Raw genomic sequence first — 18,843 nt, 5'->3', positions numbered from 1 at the left:
ATTATAATTGGATATATACATGAGGGAAGGTTGATTTCATGTGGAGAAATATTCGGCAGTATTATTCGCCTGTACTTGATCTACTGACATTCATCGTGATGTTCAGCATGATAACTTATGTTTCTATTTCTTATAGCAAGCTGCCGACGGAGATTCCCATTCATTTTAATATGGCTGGAGAAGCGGATGGCTGGGGACATAAGGGTACTTTATTCGGCTTGATATTGCTTAACTTCCATACCGTTCTGCTTTGCTTTGTGTTGAATTATTATTTAATCATTCGTTCGGATAAAGCAGACAGTCTGCAATTCATGAATATTCCCTTTTTGAAAAAGGAAGAGCTAACGGAAGGTGAGAGCCATACCGTTAAACGAAATACTGCAAGAATGCTAGCAGTTTCTAACTTGGCAATCAGTCTGACGTTTGCGAGTGTTTACTACGATATTATTCAAAATGGGCTAGGGAAAGAAAATGGGCTTGGTTTCGGTGTAGAAGTGATGATTATTCTCGTATTCTTTCCCTTTATCTACTATACTTTGAAAATTTATCGCAACCTAAAAATTGGTCCATTCAGGAACCGCACTTGAATGGACCGTTCAATTTGATAAGGCGTCACGTATGCTGTATTTCCCCTTCTCTAGCTTTGCCAATCTATTATTACTTGTATGGCGGGAAAAAGCTGCTTAAATCTGTACTTCCTGCTTGTAGCATCACGTGATACCTTATATAATTGAGAAAAGAAAATCAAAGATAAAGGGTGTGGAAGATGGGGAAGCGGATTTTTTACTTCATACTTACGAACGTTTTAGTCCTACTTACAATTAGTATAATCGTTAACTTAATACCAGGTGGATTGAATTATTTAAATACAACAGGTGGAATTGATTTCGGTACACTACTTATCTTAAGTGCGATTATCGGGTTTACCGGTTCCATTATTTCTCTGTTAATCTCGCGCTGGATGGCAAAGAGAATGATGGGTGTTCGGATTATCAATCCTGATCAACCGGTTACTCAATATGAACAGGAACTTGTTGAAAGAGTTCATCGTTTATCACGAGCTGCAGGCTTAACCTATATGCCTGAGGTTGGGATTTATGATTCACCAGAAGTGAATGCTTTTGCGACCGGACCATCAAAGAAACGTTCACTTGTCGCTGTTTCAACCGGTTTATTGGAAGAAATGGATGATGTTGCGATCGAGGGTGTGCTTGCTCATGAGGTCGCTCATATAGCAAACGGAGATATGGTGACAATGACCCTGCTTCAAGGCGTCGTTAACACATTTGTCGTTTTTCTTGCTCGGATTGCGGCTTTTATCGCATCGCGCTTTGCAAGAGAAGAAATTGCTCCGATCGTCCATTTTATTGCGATTATTGTTTTCCAGCTAGTGTTTTCTATTTTAGGAAGTCTTGTTGTCTTCGCTTACTCCCGCCACAGAGAATTTCATGCGGACCGGGGCGGGGCTGATCTTGCAGGGAAAGATAAAATGAGACATGCGCTAGAGTCATTGCGCGCTTACAGTGACCGCATTAAAACAGAAGAAGATACTTCGATTGCCACGCTCAAAATTAATGGCAAGAAAAAATCGAACATCTTCTCGACCCATCCGGATTTGGAAGAAAGAATAAGACGTTTGCAATAATTAGAGTGGCACGTTCAGAAAAACTGAATGTGCCATTTTTTATTTGTTCACCATATTGGTTAAAGTAGAGCCATGACATGATCAAGTTCAGTTATATGAGCAGTTTACCTGGTCTTGTCTTGGCTTTTTCTTCGTTCTGTTTTGCTAAGTCTCAAGTTGTATGCGGAAATCATGCTTCAGGTCTAGTGACAGGTGAAAAGGGAAATGCTATACTTTAATTGCTATTATTTGTTGAACAGTAACATATACAATATAGTATTATATAATATATAATACCTAAATACATCAAGGGAGTGAGCGGGTTGAATGTACAGTTTAAAAAGGGTGTGCTGGAACTATGTGTGCTCGTTCTTTTAGATAAGAAAGAGCAATATGGCTATGAACTTGTACAACATATTTCTCGTCATATAGAACTATCGGAAGGTGCGGTATATCCTTTGTTAAGGCGCTTTACAAAGGAAGGTTACACAACAACATATTTACAAGAGTCATCAGAAGGGCCACCTCGGAAGTATTATAAGTTAACGAAAGAAGGTAATAAGTATCTTCAGGAATTACTTGAGGAATGGTGGATGTTTACGGAAGGTGTTAATTACCTAATAGATGGAAAGGGGATATAAATGATGGATAAGAGACAATTTTTAAGCAAGTTGGAGAAAGCAATTCTAACACTTCCACGAAATGAACGGGATGATATTTTGTATGATTACGAGGAATATTTTTCAAATGGACTTGCCGATGGTAAAACAGAAGAAGAAATCAGTTCTTCACTCGGTTCACCAGAACAGCTCGGGAAAGAACTTTCTGCGGTATATTATGTGGACGCTGTTCAGGAAAGTGGTACGACAAGAAATTTCTTCCGCGCATTTTGGGCAGTCATCTCGTTAAGTTTCTTTAATCTGTTGATTGTTGCAGGTCCACTCATCGCACTTGCGTCTCTGTTATTTGCGGGCTGGGTTGTTGCGGTATCCTTCTCACTTACTCTAGTCGGTGTTCTGATTAACACACTTATTTATCCCGAGATATTCGAGCCATTCAATATATTCATTTCCATCGGACTAACAGGGGCAGGATTATTAATTGGAATCTGTATGTACGCCGTTACGGGATGGATGAAGCATTGGTTTGTGAAATATTTTCAATTTAACGTCAGAATGGTGAAGGGTGGAATGAAGTATGCTTAATCGCAGAAGAATCGCATTCATTGCGGTAGTACTGTTGGTAATTGGCTTTGGCGGGGCATTGTTCACGTATCCATCTCTTAGTGCTGGCGAAACGGTTGAAGAGGAAAGGACCTTCACAGATACCATTTCAGATGTCGTAATTGAGACGGATAATTCGACCATTGAAATCGTACCGACAACTGACAACGTGACAAAGGTTGAATTTATAAAGAATACGAAAAATAATTCTCGTTATCGTTACAAGGCGGAAGTGGAAGACGGGATACTTCAAGTGACTATAAAGGAGAAAGTTCTTCAGTTCTTTAGTTTCGACTTTTCGCTGAAATCAGCGGTGACAAGAGTTTACTTGCCGGAAAAGGATTATGATTCCTTGAAAGCAAAAACTGCGAACGGGAAAGTAAGGATTGAAAATCTTAACAGTGATATCATTTCTGCCGAATCGACAAATGGTAAGATGTCTTTAGAGAATCTTAATACACAAACCGCGACAATTCAGTCTGAAAATGGGAAAATAAGTGCAGTGAATATATCGGGAGAACTAAAGGCTGAAGTCACAAATGGTACGATCAATGTAGAGGCAAAAAGCTTAGATCATCCGGTTGACCTCGAATCAGTGAATGGTAAGGTCAATGTTCAAGTAGAGGAAGAACCTGATAATGCAGAGATTATTGTTGAAGTGGTCAACGGAGAAGCAATTATCTTTGGGAGTAGTAGCCGGTATCGTACGTTTGGAGATGGGGAAAATCTTATTAAGATCCAGACGGTAAATGGAAAAGTAGTCGTGGATCATTAAAAATTTCCTCCGTGATTTTCTAACAATTGAGGAGAATGCAGATGAAAGAGAAACAATCAGGAATCAAACCATTTATAGAACTAATCCTATCAACGAAGATTTCAAAGTGGGCACTTGTGGCAGGATTAATCGGAAGTATGCTGACGATGCTTGTGAACCTTGCCATTCCGCTCCTAACAAGGAAGCTGGTTGATGGATTTACATTGGAGGCACTTAGTACGACACTAATTATTACAATCTTAGTCGTTTTTATTCTCCAGGCGGTTATAGATGGATTATCGACTTATATTTTAGCTGCAGTCGGTCAGCGGATTGTCGCTCGATTACGGGAAAAGATGTGGTTTAAGCTGCTTCGTTTGCCAGTCCGTTATTTTGATAAAACACCGAGCGGCGAATCGGTAAGCCGGGTCGTAAATGATACGGGAATAGTAAAAGATTTAATCTCCAACCATTTTCCGCAGTTTATCACGGGTACCATTACGATTATTGGAGCGATTGTTATTCTGCTTATTATGGATTGGAAGATGACCTTACTTATGCTGCTTGCAGTTCCGATAACATTCTTGATTATGATGCCGCTCGGTTCAAGGATGGCGAAGATTTCAAAAAAGATGCAGGATGAAACGGCGACATTCACCGGAAATATCCAGCAGACGTTAGGTGAAGTCCGCTTAATGAAATCATCCACCGCGGAAGAAGTGGAGGAAAACCAAGGTAAATCAGGGATTCGTAAATTGTACAGCTTAGGGTTAAGAGAAGCGAAAGTATTTGCTTTGATAGGCCCGCTAATTTATACGATTATGATGTTTGTCATTGTCGTGATTATCGGGTATGGCGGTATCCGTGTCTCGGAGGGTACGATGTCAACAGGTTCGCTCGTTGCTTTTCTACTTTATCTTTTTCAAATCATCTTTCCGATTACATCGTTTGCGATGTTTTTCACAGAACTTCAAAAGGCAAAAGGTGCGACGGAGCGGATTATTGCAATTCTGGACTTGGAAGAAGAGGAAGGACAGGTTGGCATCACGAGGGATATTAGTACGCAATCAATTTACGTTGATGACGTTTCCTTTGGATATGACGAAGGAGAAGTGGTGCTAGCGGATGTCACGTTTGAAGCACATCCAGGAGAGATGATCGCTTTTGCTGGTCCGAGTGGCGGTGGGAAAACGACGTTATTCGGCTTGCTTGAGCGTTTCTATGAACCAGTCCGCGGTGAGATTCGAATTGGGAATACCCCGATTCGTGAGCTTTCTCTAGCATCTTGGCGGGGCCAGATCGGTTATGTATCCCAGGAAAGTGCAATGATGGCTGGAACAATCCGTGATAATCTCACCTATGGCTTGGATGATGCGGAGAAAATTCCAGATGATCGTCTATGGCGGGTCACAGAGATGGCTTATGCAGCGACGTTCATCCGTAGCTTTCCAGATGGTCTTGCTACGGAAGTCGGGGAGCGCGGAGTAAAGCTCTCTGGGGGGCAAAGGCAGCGGATTAATATTGCGCGTGCTTTCCTGCGCGATCCAAAAATATTGATGCTTGACGAAGCAACAGCAAGCTTGGATAGTCAGTCGGAACACGCTGTTCAGCGAGCTCTTTCCCGTCTGATGGAAGGGCGCACAACCTTTGTGATTGCCCACAGGTTATCTACCATTGTTAACGCCGATAAAATTGTTTTTATTGAAAAAGGAAAAATAACCGGTTTAGGCACTCATGAAGAGTTGATTGCAACCCATGATTTATATCGGAAATTTGCTGAGCAACAATTGAATGAATAAGCGTAGACCAGCTAAGAAAAGCATCTTGGCTGGTTATTTTTTTGGAATAAATAAATTGGCTTGCAAACAATTCCCAATACTCATATAATTGGTGTCAAATATGCAATAAGAACTAGCCTAAAGTACTTAATGATTTGGGCGGGAAGGGAGTTATTCAATTGGAGAAAATTTTATTAAACTACACCATTACGCAAAATGACAATGCACTTCTTCCGGGGCGAAGCACACATTATGACACCATTGTTTTAACCTCTGAAGGGAAACACTACGTAAAAAAGCCCCCATTTGACATTATTAAAGAAAGCGCCTCTAAAACATTCTTAACTTATGAAGGAAGTACTCATTTAATTCGAGAGAAATTAGGTTTTAAATATAAAGTACCTCTCCCGATCAATACAGCCCTCGGTATCTATGCGATTCCTACCATGTCACCTTCACACCCAGACTGCATATGGCTATTTTATCATCGCATCGAGAGCATTGAGGATATTAGTGAGGAGTCTGTGCTGAATAAATCCAACGTACATTTTGTCGACGGGACGTCTTTATCACTTACGACATCTTGCTATTCCCTAGATAAGCAGATGAAGCGTACACAGCAATGTATCGACAAATTTGATGCAGGACAGGCATTGAGTTATTAAAGAGAGGGCAGCTTCGTAAAGCTGCCCTCTTTTTCCTTACTTAGAGACCTAAGTTACCCATAAGGTCTTCAATTTGTGAAAGGATGGATTGAATCAGGTCCCCTGCTTGTTTATCCGTGCTGGAACGTGGGTGTTGACCCGACCATAGAGCTAAATATTCCGGACGGTTTCGCTTTGCTGCTTCTTTCCGAATCTCTTGTGTCAACATGTTCTGAATCGGATAATTCGGCAGATGATGTTCCCTATTTTCAAGGCTTTGAATGAATGTATTTCGTATCCCTCTTGCAGGTTTTCCACTGAAGGCTTTTGTCACGGTTGTTGCCTCTTCAGTGCTTTCACGGATCGCTAGTTTATAGAGGGGGTGGGCGCCGCTCTCTTTGGTTGTGATAAATGCCGTTCCCATCTGTACAGCCTCTGCACCAAGAATGAGAGCGGCCAGTACCCCTCGTCCGTCCATAATCCCACCGGCGGCAATTATCGGGATGTTCACCAGGTCCTTTGCTTGTGGAACAAGTGCCATCGTCCCAATCATCGCGGATTGAAAATTACCAAGAAATGTCCCCCGATGTCCGCCAGCCTCACTCCCTTGCATAACGACTATATCAAGACCTTGTTCTTCATTGGCAAGTGCTTCGTTTACCGTTGTTGCTGTACCGATTAATGTTATTCCTTCGCTTTTTAAGCGACGGACAATTTTCTTAGGGGGCAGTCCAAAGGTAAAGCTACAAACTGGGACCTTTTCTTCGATTAATACTTCAATTTGTTGTTCAAAAAGATCCTTGTTCATTTCAGGTAGTTGTATTTGCTCTTCCATGTTTAAATCCCTACGAATAGGAGCAAGTAACTGATTGGCCTGTTTAATTTTTTTATCGGAAAAAGTCGGGTGTTCTGGAATAAATAAATTCACCGCAAACGGTTTGTGGGTGAGCTGCTTGATCTTCTGGATGGCTTCTTTCGTTTTTTCCGGTGTTAAGTAACCTGCTCCAAGCGTACCAAGCGCACCGGTTTCTGCGACACTGGCAACGAGCTCGGGTGTCGTTATCCCTCCCGCCATGCCTGCTTGAATAATGGGATAGGTTATGCCAAGTTTTTTTGTAATTGAATTATCATAAATCATGTTTCCTTCTCCCTTCCATTATTTTTAATCTATATGTAGTATAAGCCAGTTTAGAGTAAATTGAAAAATTAGGCAGGTAGGAAAGTCCAGTACATTTACAAAAATTACTCAATTGTAAGTAAAAATAAAAAATGATAAAATAGGAATGTTATTTTACTAAGACAGCCTTGAAGTGAAAGGTAGGGAAAAGGATGAATTCAGAACGGAAAAATATGTATCGCGGCATTGCCTTCGTTGGGCTTGCGCTTGCATTGTTATTGGATTTAAAATATAAAGGATTGGTGTATCGGATGATATTTCAGAAAGAAACCAATCATAACGTACCGATAGAAAACTGAAGGGGTCTTAGAAATATTTACAACTTAGAGGAGGATTAACAGCAAATGGACTCTAAAGAACGGGATGCGATATTGAAGACCGTGCCTCAAAAAGGTTTCTTCGGGCATCCAAAAGGTTTATCAACATTATTTTTCACCGAGTTTTGGGAGCGGTTCTCATACTACGGGATGCGCGCTATTCTACTTTACTATATGTACTATGAAATAACCGAGGGTGGCCTAGGGCTGGACCGCACAACAGCTAACTCGATTATGGCTATCTACGGTTCTTTAGTATATATGTCTGGAATAATTGGTGGTTGGATTGCCGACCGCTTGCTAGGAATGAACCGGACCGTATTTTACGGTGGAGTTCTGATTATGATTGGTCATATTATTTTATCATTGCCTGGTGGATTTACCGCATTGCTATTATCCATGCTCTTTATCATTATTGGGACAGGCTTATTGAAACCGAACGTCGGTGGAATGGTTGGGGAACTTTACAGCAAGACAGACTCACGCCGTGATTCCGGTTTTAGTATCTATTATATGGGAATTAACATGGGTGGATTCATTTCACCATTAATTGTCGGAACAATTGGACAGGAATATAGTTTCCACCTTGGATTTAGTTTAGCCGCCGTAGGTATGTTCGCGGGCTTAGTTGTCTATTTATTCACGCGGAAGAAGAATATGGGTCTTGCGGGAATGCAAGTACCGAACCCTTTATCTGCTACTGAAAAAGGCAGCATTGCACGCAGATTTTTATTTGGTGGAGTTGCCATCGCGGCGTTTCTTCGGTTAGGGTTTTCCGGTGGCTGGTTAACAATTGAACGTGTCATATTCTTTATTAGTATTTCAGGTGTTATTATTCCAGCTATTTACATTTTTGTAATGTACCGCAGTAAGAAGACAACCGATGATGAGCGTTCCCGGTTATTGGCATATATTCCGCTATTTATTGCTGCAATGATGTTCTGGGCGATTCAGGAACAAGGCTCGAATATTCTTGCAACATATGCAAACGAACGGACACAGTTAAGTTTCTTAGGTTTTGAACTGAAATCTTCGTGGTTCCAATCACTCAACCCATTATTTATTGTGGCACTTGCTCCAGTATTTGCTTGGCTCTGGGTGAAACTTGGTGATCGTCAACCGAGTACACCACAGAAGTTCTCGCTTGGGTTAATTTTTGCTGGTTTGTCCTTTATTATTATGGTTTTCCCAGCTATATTTAACGGAACGGAATCTCTCGTTAGCCCATTATGGCTTGTGGCGAGTTTCTTCCTCGTCGTAATCGGTGAATTGTTATTATCTCCGGTTGGACTGTCTGCATCCACGAAACTTGCGCCGGCTGCGTTTGCGGCCCAGATGATGAGTCTTTGGAATCTATCAAACGCTTCCGCACAGGCAATCAACGCGCAAGTAGTACGTTTTTATTCAGTGGAGACGGAGGCGATTTATTTCGGAGCCATTGGTGGTTTTGCCATTCTGTTAGGAATTTGTTTATTATTCCTGGCACCTAAATTGAAGAAATATATGCGTGGAATTAATTAAAAATTGGAATGGGGCGATCAAGTTCAGTACATTGATTGCCCCATTTTTTAAATGGTTTTTTCTTTTGTTTTATTTTTATTGTGTGCTGTGTCACTTGTGTTCAGGACGAGGATACCTCCAATAATGAGAATAATGCCGAGTAGCTTGGCGAGGTGGAATGCTTCATTCCAGAAAAGAAAGCCGATCAATGCAGTTAAAGCAGTTCCAGCTCCAGACCAAATCGCATAAGCGAGACTTAGCGGGACGGAACGCAGGCAAAGAGCGAGAAAATAAAAAGATAGCCCATACCCGAAAATGACTGCAAGCGATGGATACAACAACGTAAAACCATTGGATAGCTTCAGCATCAGCGTACCAAAGATCTCAGCAACAATCGAAACAACAAGGAAACTATAACCCTTCACATTCATATCTAACACCAACTTTCTTTTTGGGGTCAGAGCATTTGTCCCAGTTGGATAGCCCTGTTCTTATAGGTTGTAGTCTTTAATTGCCCGAAGCGCAGATAGTTGGGACAGGGGGTCAGAGCATTTGTCCCAGTTAGACAGCTCTGTTTTTGTAGCTTGTAATCTTTAATTCCCCGGAACACAGAGAATCTCCTTTATTCAGTCGATTAAAGGCCTTCTAATCGCTCGAACGACAGCAACTCTTCCTCGTTCCGTCAGTTAGAAGTTTCCTAATCCCTTGAACGACAACGATCCTCATTCATTCGGTCAATGAAAAGCCAATCCCTCGCTCAAAATCCTAATACCTGCTTTCAAATATTCAATAGGACAACTCCGGCAATGATGAGCAGGATTCCTGTTAACTTTTTCATATTAAATACTTCTTTATAAACGACTATTCCAACTATGGCGGTTAGCGCAGTTCCCATCCCAGCCCAAATTGCGTAAACCAATCCAAGTGGTAATTCGGTTAGCGTGAGAGAAAGAGTGTAAAAAGCGGTTCCGTATCCGATTATGACCCCGAGTGTTGGTAGTATCTTTTTAAAGCCATTCGTCAGCTTCAAAAAGGAGCTGCCGAACACTTCACTTATAATTGCAAAAGCCAAAAGTACAAAAGCATTCATGTGAGCAACATCCTTTCTTTTACTGCAATATCCTCAATTATACGTGAAAAGCATGAAACTTTCAGCGATGAGTAGCCGTACTAGTTAATAGAAATGAAAGGAGCGGCTTCATTTATGTTACGATGCGAGATCCAAGAAGCGGGTTACAGTAAAAATGAACCAGTTTTAAAAAATATTACATTTAATGTTCATCCAGGCGAGCTCGTCGGATTAATCGGACCGAACGGAGCTGGGAAAAGTACAACAATTAAATCCTTGCTCGGCGTCATTGATTACGTGCAAGGGGAGATCGAAGTTGAAAATTATGCTTACATACCGGAACGCCCCTTTTTTTATCCTGGCTTGACGCTAATGGAACATTTTCATTTTCTTCTAGCTACGATTGATGCAGACGAAGCGGATTTCACTCGGAAAATGCAAGGATTGCTAAAAGAATTTGAACTGGAAAATGTGGTGCATCATTATCCTGAAAGCTACTCCAAAGGCATGCAGCAGAAGGCAATGATTATGCTCGCTTTTTTAAAGGAAGCGAATATTCATATTATTGATGAACCGTTTATGGGGCTTGATCCGAAAGTGGTCCGGAAGCTCCTTGATATGATTGCAAAGGAAAAAGAGCGCGGTGCCGGCATTTTAATGTCGACGCATGTACTTGATACAGCGGAGAAGATTTGTGACCGCTTCTTGCTTATCTCACACGGAAAGCTGATTGCGGACGGTACATTGGAATACATCCAGCGTAAGAGCGGACTGCAGGGAGGGTCTTTATTTGATTGTTTTCATATATTGACGGAGCGTGAGGCAGATGACCGGTAGGAAACTATTTAAATTACGATTAATTGATGATATAAAATATCAGCGGAAGATACTTGGAATGTTCATCGATTGGATAGTTTGGTTCTATGCTTTTATTCCATTCCTTATATTCGGGGTGCTTTTTTATATTGATATCTGGAAGGATACCGCATCCTATTGGCCGGAAATATTGCCGGGAACGGTGATTATCTGGTTGATGTTACTTCTCTTGACGATTGTCCAATTCCGTATGTTTATGAAAGAAGCAGATCAATTGTTTTTACTTGACCGGCCCAAGTTATATCGTGGTTTACGGACCACGGCTTTTTCATATTCTGTGTTGCAGAGGATAGGGCTGGCCGTGGTATTACTCGTTATTACCTTACCGTGGCTTATCCAGCTGATTGGGCTTGGTGTGCGTCAAATCTTTTTTCTGTTTGTTTTTCTCCTAGCTTATCAATTGCTTATATCTACCGTGAAAAAAATCATTCGCCACCCAGTGAAGCGTTGGATTTTGCTTGCTGTTCTCTTTATTTTCATCAGCAATCTTGTCATGTACCTATCGCTCGATATCCTTTTCATAGCAAGTGCTGCTAGCGTCATTTTTCTCACCGTCTGGAATTATTACGTTATGGTTCCGGCAAAACGCTACTTTTTTGAAGAGGTGAATAACGAGGTCAAGGTGCGGATGCGCTATGCGAAGTTAATGCTCGGAATGGCGAAAGAGGTGGAGAAGCCTCCAATTCGTTTCGGGAAACGGCCTCTACTCTTTAGAAATAGCAGAAGGATTTTTAAAGAAACAAATCCGGAAAATGGCCTTCTGGAAATGCTCTTAAAAGGATTCCTGCGACATACAGTCTATCTTAAAAGCTATTTCCAAATCATCGGCGTCACCTTATTTGCAATTACGTTACTTCCAATTATCTGGTTGAAATGGTTGATTTTCATTACGTTCTCATTGTTTTTGACGTATAATTCCTGGCTGAGAGGATTGTATGAAAAAATGCTCGATGAACATTTCTTCAGTGTCGTACCTATCGAGAAAACTGTTCGAGACGCGGCTTGGTTGCGCTTCAGACGCATATTTATAATCCCAGCGGTTATTCTAGTCGGTCTTACTGCTGTACTGATGACATTTGTTACGATAAAGTGAAACTCATTCACTGGGATTTTCCGTCCCCGTTCAAAAGTGGGGGTATTACAGACCGTTAATACGTGGTAAATTAGATGGAGGGTATGTAATGAGTGGGAAAGAATTGAAAAAGAAAAGTAGAAAAGCCGAGGAGCGTATCGAACAGCTTGATTGGTATATGTTCATAGTTGAGTTTTTTCTATATATCCCGCGTGTATTCTGGCGGATGCTCCGAAGGTTTTTTGATTGGAGTTGACAGGAGGTTAGCTGATGACAATTTTAAAAAATGATTGGGCCCCCTTGCTTGAAGGGGAATTTCAGAAAAAATACTACTTGGAATTACGGGAGTTTCTAAAAGAAGAATATAAGAATTACAAGATTCATCCTGATATGGACGATTTTTTTAATGCCCTCCATTACACAAGTTACGAGAATACGAGGGTTGTTCTGATTGGACAAGATCCGTATCATGGACCGAATCAAGCCCATGGCTTAAGTTTCTCTGTGCAAAAGGGTGTAGCGATTCCCCCTTCTTTACGAAATATCTATAAAGAACTTCAAAGTGACTTAGAAATCGAACCCCCAGCCCATGGTTACTTGAAAAAATGGGCTGATGAAGGGGTGCTGTTGTTGAACACGGTACTTACGGTAAGGGGAAAACAGCCAGCTTCCCATCGCGGGAAAGGTTGGGAGCATTTTACGAACAAAGTAATCCAACTCGTCAATGAAAAGACAGATCCGGTCGTGTTTATTTTATGGGGAAAACATGCCCAGGAAAAGGAAATATTCCTTACGAATAAGCGCCACCATATTATTAAATCGCCGCATCCGAGTCCGTTTTCAGCAAATCGGGGATTTTTCGGCAGTAGACCATTTTCGGAAACGAATGAATTTTTGAGTGCAAATGGACGAGCTGCGGTGGATTGGGAAATTAGGTGAATGTTTACGTACGTTAAATCAGTTGTGCTATAAAACGTTCGTTTACCCGCTTGCAACATGCAAGGGCATTGATTATAATGAAGGTTAATATTGAAAAATCCGAATGTTGAACATGAAAATAGTTAGGGGCGAGAACGAATGAAGCGTGTTTATAACTTTTCAGCAGGGCCTTCCATCCTACCGTTAGAAGTCTTGGAAAAAGCACAAAAAGAATTATTAAGCTATGCGGATTCTGGAATGTCAGTTATGGAACTTAGTCACCGGTCTAAACTTTTTACAGAAGTGATTGAGAAAGCAGAACAAGATTTACGTGAATTAATGAATATACCGGATAATTACAAAGTGTTGTTCCTCCAAGGTGGGGCGACGCTACAGTTTTCCATGGTACCGCTGAATTTGATGCAAAATGGGAAAGCGGGCTTTGTCCATACTGGTTCCTGGTCGAAAAAGGCGATCCAAGAAGCGGAGAAATTCGGTGAAGTGGAAGTTATCGCTTCAAGTGCAGACCGCGGGTTCAACTATATCCCTAATCTTGACGAGGTGGAATTTGATCCGGAGTTAGATTATATACATATTACGACGAACAATACGATTGAAGGGACCGCTTTTACGGATATCCCGGACACAGGCAACATTCCGTTAGTTGCTGATATGTCTTCCAATATTTTATCTGAAGCAATTGACGTGAATAAGTTCGGTATCATCTATGCCGGTGCTCAGAAAAATATTGGTCCAGCTGGGCTTACAATTGTTATTATCCGTGAAGACCTAATCGGTAAAGCGAAGGCGGATTGCCCAATTATGCTTGATTATAAGACACATAGCGAAAGCAATTCATTATATAATACACCACCAACCTTTGGCATTTACATGGCATCCCTCGTATTTGAATGGTTAAAAGGTCTTGGCGGTATTGAAGCGATGGAGGCGAAGAACCGAAAGAAGGCGCAACTTCTCTATGATTTTCTGGACGAGTCTGATTTCTTCACGACTCCAGTAGACAAGGCAAGCCGCTCCTTGATGAATATTCCTTTTGTCACGCCATCCAAAGAGCTTGATGCTGCATTCATTGAAGAAGCAAAAGCGGCGGGACTTGAAACGTTGAAAGGTCATCGTTCCGTTGGCGGTATGCGGGCGAGCATTTATAACGCAATGCCGGTGGAAGGGGTAGAATTACTGGTCGATGTAATGCGAGAATTTGAAAAGAAGCATCATGATTCAGCGGCAGAAGTAGAAAAGGGAAGATAATGTTGAAACAATATAAGTATGATAAATTACTTGGGATCCGCACGGGAGAGAACAGGTTTGTAAAGCTCCCTGTTTCCTACCATAATAATCCATATGAAGCGACATCTTATGAAACATTGGAAACGTTGATTGAGCATTATCCAATAACGGAGAATGATTGTTTTGTTGATTTCGGTTGCGGGAAAGGGCGGATTAATTTCTATCTTCATCATTTTACCGGTGCTTCGGTGAAAGGTGTGGAAATGGAGGATGACTTATTGGCAGATGCAATTGAGAATTTAGCAGGCTATCAAATGCAGCACCCGGATCGTTTAAAAAGGATTGAATTTTTAAATTGTCCGGCACAAGAGTATCAAATTGCACCAGAGGATAATCGGTTCTATTTTTTCAATCCATTTTCGGTCAAGATTTTTCAAAAAGTCGTCCATAATATTTTAAAGTCGGTGGAGGAGTATCCGCGTTCGATCGATCTTCTGATTTACTATCCGCATGCGGAATATATTTATTATCTGGAAAAGAATACGAGCTTTGAATTAGTTCAGGAAATAACGATTGATATTTTCTACAAAAATGATTCCGACGATCGTATCTTAATTTATCGAATATAAAGTGAAACTTCATTCAGTGGGGGTTTCCTTATCCCCCACTGAAATGTTAGTTGAACAGAATCAGAGATTTACGGACTGTTTATCCCCATCTTCATATGTTGGGTTTCTTTTATGTTTAGAAGTGGGGATATTACAGACCGTTAATGCGTGACAAAAAATCCCAAGTCATAACAAAGACTTGGGATTTTGCCTCTCAATATTATAATAAATCTCTTCTTAAATCGCTTGCCGGGCGTGGAGAGAGGAGTCCTGGTGCGATATCGAATACGGTTTTGGCTCCGGTCGTGCCTGCTTGGTTCAAGCGGTATGCTGCGCGGGCATAGGCGACAAGCACACTTGAAGTGAATTCCGGGTTACTGTCCAGTCTGAGTGAGAACTCGATTAGCTGGTTATTGTCTTCTCCAGTCTGTCCGGAGCGGATCACGAAGCCGCCATGAGGTGCTTTCGCATGTTCTTTAGCCAGTTGCTCTTCGGTAATGAAGTGAACATCTGTATCAAAATCCGCGAAATAGTTCGGCATCATTTTAATCGTATGCTCAATTTTTGCCTCATCATAGCCAGTTTCTGGCACGATATAGCAGACACGGCGGTGCTTTTCTGCTGTTTCCAATGTCGGGTTCTCTCCACTGCGAACGCGGTCCATTGCATCTTCCGACGGAATCGTGTACTGGACACCAGCCTTAACTCCTTCTACGCGGCGGACAGCGTCGGAGTGTCCCTGACTTAATCCTTTCCCCCAGAACGTATACGTTTCCCCATTTGGTATGATTGATTCGCTTACAAGCCGGTTGATAGAAAATAGACCCGGATCCCAGCCGACTGCGATAATGGAAGTATTGCCACCTTCCTTCGCTGCTGCGTCAACAGCTTCAAAGTAATCTGGAATCTTAGCATGGGTATCATAACTATCAACGGTCGTAAACAGTTGAGCGTATGCTGGTCCTTGATCTGGCAAGTCTGTCGCTGAACCACCGCAGAGGATCATCACATCAATCTTATCCTGATAATCGGTTATTTCATCAATATGTAATGCCGGAATGGAGGCATCCTCCAACTCTAGATCTGCTGGATCTCTTCTTGTGAATACCGCTACAATTTCCATGTCGGAGGATTGTTTAACAGCTTTTACTGTACCTCGTCCTAAATTACCGTATCCTAAAATGCCTATTCTAATTGGGTTATCCATGAACATCCTCCTCTTTTTGTCAAAATAGTATAGATTTAATCATACAGAAAAATAGTATATAGCTCAAATATTAATTTATCTTATTAATAGTCTTATCTCAATTATTTCTTCACTGGAAACACCGTTAGGAGGGAAAGAATAATCGTATCCGGACCGGTATGATGCTGCATTTCAGTATTCGCTCGCCCTAGTTCTACGTTTTTAACGGCCCCGATTGCTCCGAGGCCGATTACCATATGAAACCTTCTAATCTTTCATTTCTCTAATACTTTCAATTTCCAGTAGTATAATAAAAACCAGCTGACTCTAAAAACGGTCTTTCTCCAGTACAGCAACTTCATACTCATAAACGTGGAACAAGTCACCTTGAACAACTTTGTCCGGTCTCTCTTGGTGATTCGTAACCGTAACTTTCCAATTGCCTGGTGCTGGAAGCTGTATATGCCTTACTTCACGAGTAGGATTGATGAAGATGGTAATATCTTTTCCATCTTCTAGTAAGGTGAAGCCAAATAATGGATTATGTCCCTCTAACAGGTGCAGGCGCTGGGCGATTTCCTCTTGACTGCGCATACGAAATACGGAATGATTTTTCCGCAACTGAATCAGTTTTTTAACAAACTCAACTGTTTCATTCTCTGTTTCCCGACGGGTCCAATTCATTGCATTGATAGCATCTCCGGACAGGTAACTATTCTCCACTCCATATTTCGTCCGGAAAAATTCTTGCCCGGCATGAAGGAAGGGAATACCTTGGCTAAGCAATGTGAGTGCTGTTCCCAGTTGATGCATTTTCTTCCGTGTGGAAAAGTCTTCTTTATTTGTAAGGGCAAGCCGATCCCAAAGGGTATGATTATCATGGCATTCTACGTAATTTACGCTTTGCTGAATTTCGTGGTTACTAATTCCTTCCGTTAACGTCACAGCTTTCACAAGGTCGCCGAGTCGTTCATGAAAACGCCCGGATCCATTGATGAAGCCTTTGTCCCCGGTGTCAAATAGCCTTCCTTTCAAAGTATCTCGAAAATAATCATTAAAGAAGCCAATCCCTTTTAATTGAGCTGCATGGGCAGTAATCGCTTTTTTCTCCCGATCTAGTGCGGTTGGTAAATCCCAGCCTTCTCCGAGTAAAAGAATCATTCGCTCTTCTTGCAGACAGCGTTCTTTAATTTGCCGAATTGTTTCGATATCGATATTCCCCATTAAATCAAAACGGAACCCATCAACTTTATATTCTGTTAGCCAATAATCAATCGTATCGACAATAAATTTCCTTGCCATTTTCCTTTCCGAGGCAAAGTCATTCCCGACACCGGTTCCATTACTCGGGTTTCCTTCGTTATCGTAACGGAAGTAATAGCCAGGAACTAATTTTTCGAAATCGGATTCTTCCCTAACGAAGACATGATTAAATACAACATCAAGAATGACTCCAATTGTTTCTTCATGGAATGCTTGAATCATCTTTTTCAGCTCATTAATTCGGGCAAGTGTCTGATCGGGAAGAACGGAATAACTGCCTTCAGGTACTTGAAAGTAAAGCGGGTCATATCCCCAGTTATATCCTAATTCTGGTTCCATTTCAGGAACGCGGGCATAGTCATTAACAGGGAGAAGCTGTACATGGGTCACACCCAATTCATTTAGATAGGATAACCCGGTTGAATATCCATTTTCCGTTGTCGTATATTTCTCCGTGAGTCCTAAAAATCGGCCTTTATTTTTCACACCACTGTTCGGGTGAATCGTTGCATCCCTCACATGAAGTTCATAAATGATTGCGTCTGTCGGATACTGAACAGGAAGTTTCGTGTTTTTCAATTGCATCGTACGGGAAAGGTCGATCAAAACAGAAGTTTCACTGTCTGGGGTCATGCCTTTTGCATACGGGTCATTTACACGTACCCTTTTGCCGTGGATGGATGCTTCGAAATGATAAGGTGAACCGTGCCAATCGCCGGCTAATGTAAGCGTCCATACGAAGTTCTCGGTCCGGTTCATGGGGTACAACTTACCGTCAACATTTACTTCCACGGTAGTTGCAACAGGAGTCCATAGTTGAAAAGTGGCTTCAGCCTCCGTACAAATCGGTCCCAATGTCGTGTCGGGTGCGCTATATCTTTCATCAAAAGCCTCTTTCCGGACAATGTCTCTAGGAAAGACAGGGATTTCCGCTTCTCCCCATAATAAGGTCAATTCCTCGCCAATTGGAAGTGCTTCTTGATGGGAGAAATGTAGGGTATGTGGATTTGGTGCTTGATGGAACTCAGTATGAAAATAGGTTTGTTCTTTCTCCCAATAGATGATCGGTGGAGTATCAAGCCTCTTTCTTAATGGGTCCAGCTCATCAACTGAAATTGTAATGAGATGAACGTCATCCATCCATGCCGTATAATTGCTCATGAACCTGCCTCCTTTATCGCTCGCCTTAGCAGCATCGTAACCCTTTTAATAAAGTGAAACTTCATTCAGTGGGGAATCCTTCCCTTTCCACTGAATGTTAGTTGAACAGAATCAGGTATTTACGGACTGTTTACCCCCTTCACATATTGGTTTTCCCTCATGTTTAGAGGATGGGGTATTACAGACCGTTAATACGTGATAAACAGTTAAACAAATATATGCCTTTTAGTATAGACAGTTAACTGTGAAAATACTTGTTACAGCTTTGTTAAATTTATTTTGTCTTTCCAAAAATATTGATATTCGTCAATCATATAACCGTATTTATACTATAGTATTAGACATCATGCGAACGGTGAAGGGATGAGGTTTTATGAATTAACGAATATTATTTTATATTTTTTCATCGATTCGCTAGGTTTCGA

Annotated in this window: 21 protein-coding genes; 15 read left to right on the top strand and 6 right to left on the bottom strand. The window is 41.5% G+C overall.

Features of this window, described 5'->3' with window-relative positions:
- The first annotated feature begins 38 nt into the window (after positions 1 to 38).
- From WKU33_RS02805 to WKU33_RS02775, 7 genes are all read left to right on the top strand, one after another.
- Entirely contained in the window at positions 39 to 587 is a 549-nt protein-coding gene (locus WKU33_RS02805; RefSeq protein WP_336251911.1) for a DUF1648 domain-containing protein, read from the top strand.
- 179 nt (positions 588 to 766) lie between these two features.
- Positions 767 to 1,645, top strand: coding sequence for a protease HtpX (htpX, locus tag WKU33_RS02800; protein ID WP_340453094.1), 879 nt, complete (start codon positions 767 to 769; stop codon positions 1,643 to 1,645).
- Between the two features lie 302 nt (positions 1,646 to 1,947).
- Complete coding sequence (locus WKU33_RS02795; protein WP_336251913.1) at positions 1,948 to 2,265, top strand: PadR family transcriptional regulator; 318 nt, start codon at positions 1,948 to 1,950, stop codon at positions 2,263 to 2,265.
- On the top strand, positions 2,266 to 2,829 hold the full coding sequence (locus WKU33_RS02790) for an HAAS signaling domain-containing protein (protein WP_229782620.1): 564 nt from the start codon (positions 2,266 to 2,268) through the stop codon (positions 2,827 to 2,829).
- Positions 2,822 to 3,622, top strand: a complete 801-nt coding sequence (locus WKU33_RS02785) for a DUF4097 family beta strand repeat-containing protein (protein ID WP_336251914.1) — start codon at positions 2,822 to 2,824, stop codon at positions 3,620 to 3,622. Before WKU33_RS02790 ends, WKU33_RS02785 begins: the two co-directional genes overlap by 8 nt.
- A 41-nt stretch (positions 3,623 to 3,663) precedes the next feature.
- Positions 3,664 to 5,400, top strand: a complete 1,737-nt coding sequence (locus tag WKU33_RS02780; protein ID WP_340453091.1) for an ABC transporter ATP-binding protein — start codon at positions 3,664 to 3,666, stop codon at positions 5,398 to 5,400.
- Between the two features lie 158 nt (positions 5,401 to 5,558).
- The gene (locus WKU33_RS02775) at positions 5,559 to 6,044 is read left to right on the top strand and encodes a competence protein ComK (protein WP_188856696.1); all 486 of its coding nucleotides are present in this window, start codon (positions 5,559 to 5,561) and stop codon (positions 6,042 to 6,044) included.
- Between the two features lie 40 nt (positions 6,045 to 6,084).
- Here WKU33_RS02775 and WKU33_RS02770 read toward each other — a convergent pair whose 3' ends face one another.
- Positions 6,085 to 7,161 (bottom strand): NAD(P)H-dependent flavin oxidoreductase, encoded by a 1,077-nt coding sequence (locus WKU33_RS02770; RefSeq protein WP_340453088.1) that lies wholly within the window; start codon positions 7,159 to 7,161, stop codon positions 6,085 to 6,087.
- A 191-nt stretch (positions 7,162 to 7,352) separates the two neighbouring features.
- On the opposite strand from WKU33_RS02770, the gene WKU33_RS02765 reads away from it, so the two are divergent.
- Positions 7,353 to 7,499, top strand: a complete 147-nt coding sequence (locus WKU33_RS02765; RefSeq protein WP_340453086.1) for a hypothetical protein — start codon at positions 7,353 to 7,355, stop codon at positions 7,497 to 7,499.
- Between the two features lie 45 nt (positions 7,500 to 7,544).
- The gene (locus WKU33_RS02760) at positions 7,545 to 9,038 is read left to right on the top strand and encodes a peptide MFS transporter (RefSeq protein WP_336251918.1); all 1,494 of its coding nucleotides are present in this window, start codon (positions 7,545 to 7,547) and stop codon (positions 9,036 to 9,038) included.
- Between the two features lie 47 nt (positions 9,039 to 9,085).
- On the opposite strand, the gene WKU33_RS02755 is transcribed toward WKU33_RS02760, so the two are convergent.
- Together WKU33_RS02755 and WKU33_RS02750 are read right to left on the bottom strand one after the other, a co-directional pair.
- Positions 9,086 to 9,442: a DMT family transporter gene (locus WKU33_RS02755; protein WP_156857115.1), complete on the bottom strand. Its 357-nt coding sequence runs from the start codon at positions 9,440 to 9,442 to the stop codon at positions 9,086 to 9,088.
- A 353-nt stretch (positions 9,443 to 9,795) separates the two neighbouring features.
- Positions 9,796 to 10,107 (bottom strand): DMT family transporter, encoded by a 312-nt coding sequence (locus tag WKU33_RS02750; protein WP_340453084.1) that lies wholly within the window; start codon positions 10,105 to 10,107, stop codon positions 9,796 to 9,798.
- A gap of 114 nt (positions 10,108 to 10,221) precedes the next feature.
- On the opposite strand from WKU33_RS02750, the gene WKU33_RS02745 reads away from it, so the two are divergent.
- The 6 genes from WKU33_RS02745 to WKU33_RS02720 all read left to right on the top strand — a co-directional run bounded on the left by WKU33_RS02745 (position 10,222) and on the right by WKU33_RS02720 (position 14,829).
- Positions 10,222 to 10,923, top strand: coding sequence for an ABC transporter ATP-binding protein (locus WKU33_RS02745; protein ID WP_340453082.1), 702 nt, complete (start codon positions 10,222 to 10,224; stop codon positions 10,921 to 10,923).
- Positions 10,913 to 12,055: an ABC transporter permease gene (locus WKU33_RS02740; RefSeq protein ID WP_156857095.1), complete on the top strand. Its 1,143-nt coding sequence runs from the start codon at positions 10,913 to 10,915 to the stop codon at positions 12,053 to 12,055. The genes WKU33_RS02745 and WKU33_RS02740 overlap by 11 nt, the downstream gene beginning before the upstream one ends.
- A gap of 88 nt (positions 12,056 to 12,143) precedes the next feature.
- Entirely contained in the window at positions 12,144 to 12,290 is a 147-nt protein-coding gene (locus WKU33_RS02735) for a hypothetical protein (RefSeq protein ID WP_156857096.1), read from the top strand.
- A gap of 14 nt (positions 12,291 to 12,304) precedes the next feature.
- Positions 12,305 to 12,973 (top strand): uracil-DNA glycosylase, encoded by a 669-nt coding sequence (locus tag WKU33_RS02730; RefSeq protein WP_340453079.1) that lies wholly within the window; start codon positions 12,305 to 12,307, stop codon positions 12,971 to 12,973.
- A gap of 138 nt (positions 12,974 to 13,111) precedes the next feature.
- Entirely contained in the window at positions 13,112 to 14,221 is a 1,110-nt protein-coding gene (serC, locus tag WKU33_RS02725) for a 3-phosphoserine/phosphohydroxythreonine transaminase (protein ID WP_336251923.1), read from the top strand.
- Positions 14,221 to 14,829 carry an SAM-dependent methyltransferase gene (locus WKU33_RS02720; protein WP_336253603.1) on the top strand — a complete coding sequence of 203 codons (609 nt, stop codon included), beginning with the start codon at positions 14,221 to 14,223 and terminating at the stop codon, positions 14,827 to 14,829. Before serC ends, WKU33_RS02720 begins: the two co-directional genes overlap by 1 nt.
- Before the next feature lie 199 nt (positions 14,830 to 15,028).
- Here the strand turns inward: WKU33_RS02720 and WKU33_RS02715 are convergent, their stop codons facing one another.
- The 3 genes from WKU33_RS02715 to pulA all read right to left on the bottom strand — a co-directional run bounded on the left by WKU33_RS02715 (position 15,029) and on the right by pulA (position 18,418).
- The gene (locus tag WKU33_RS02715; protein ID WP_336251925.1) at positions 15,029 to 16,015 is read right to left on the bottom strand and encodes a diaminopimelate dehydrogenase; all 987 of its coding nucleotides are present in this window, start codon (positions 16,013 to 16,015) and stop codon (positions 15,029 to 15,031) included.
- Between the two features lie 101 nt (positions 16,016 to 16,116).
- Entirely contained in the window at positions 16,117 to 16,251 is a 135-nt protein-coding gene (locus WKU33_RS02710; RefSeq protein WP_255454397.1) for a hypothetical protein, read from the bottom strand.
- Positions 16,252 to 16,321: 70 nt separating this feature from the next.
- Entirely contained in the window at positions 16,322 to 18,418 is a 2,097-nt protein-coding gene (gene pulA / locus WKU33_RS02705) for a type I pullulanase (protein WP_340453076.1), read from the bottom strand.
- Positions 18,419 to 18,843: the final 425 nt, after the last annotated feature.

Source organism: Oceanobacillus sp. HCA-5259, assembly GCF_037892815.1.
GTDB classification, from domain to species: Bacteria; Bacillota; Bacilli; order Bacillales; family Amphibacillaceae; genus Oceanobacillus; species Oceanobacillus indicireducens.
The sequence above is the reverse complement of the archived record's forward strand: the minus strand, read 5'-3'. Positions and strand labels throughout refer to the sequence as shown.